At 65.4% G+C, this 387-nt stretch carries 1 protein-coding gene; it reads left to right on the top strand.

Annotated features, from left to right (window positions below):
* A partial coding sequence (locus CDO81_RS27435) for a GTP-binding protein (protein WP_193466547.1) occupies positions 1-387 on the top strand: 387 nt, incomplete at its 3' end.

Consider the following 387-nt stretch of genomic DNA (forward strand, 5'->3'; position numbering starts at 1 on the left):
ATGGCAAAAGGCAAGTTTGAACGGACCAAGCCGCACGTGAACGTGGGCACGATCGGTCACGTGGACCATGGCAAGACGACGCTGACGGCGGCGATCGCCACGGTGCTGTCCGCCAAGTTCGGCGGCGAAGCCAAGAAGTACGACGAGATTGACGCGGCTCCTGAAGAGAAGGCGCGCGGCATCACGATCAACACCGCGCACGTCGAGTACGAGACGGCCAACCGCCACTACGCGCACGTTGACTGCCCGGGCCACGCCGACTACGTGAAGAACATGATCACGGGCGCTGCGCAGATGGACGGCGCGATCCTGGTGTGCTCGGCCGCTGACGGCCCGATGCCCCAGACCCGCGAGCACATCCTGCTGGCCCGCCAGGTCGGCGTGAAG

Source organism: Roseateles puraquae (genome assembly GCF_002205845.1).
Classification (GTDB): domain Bacteria; phylum Pseudomonadota; class Gammaproteobacteria; order Burkholderiales; family Burkholderiaceae_C; genus Pelomonas; species Pelomonas puraquae.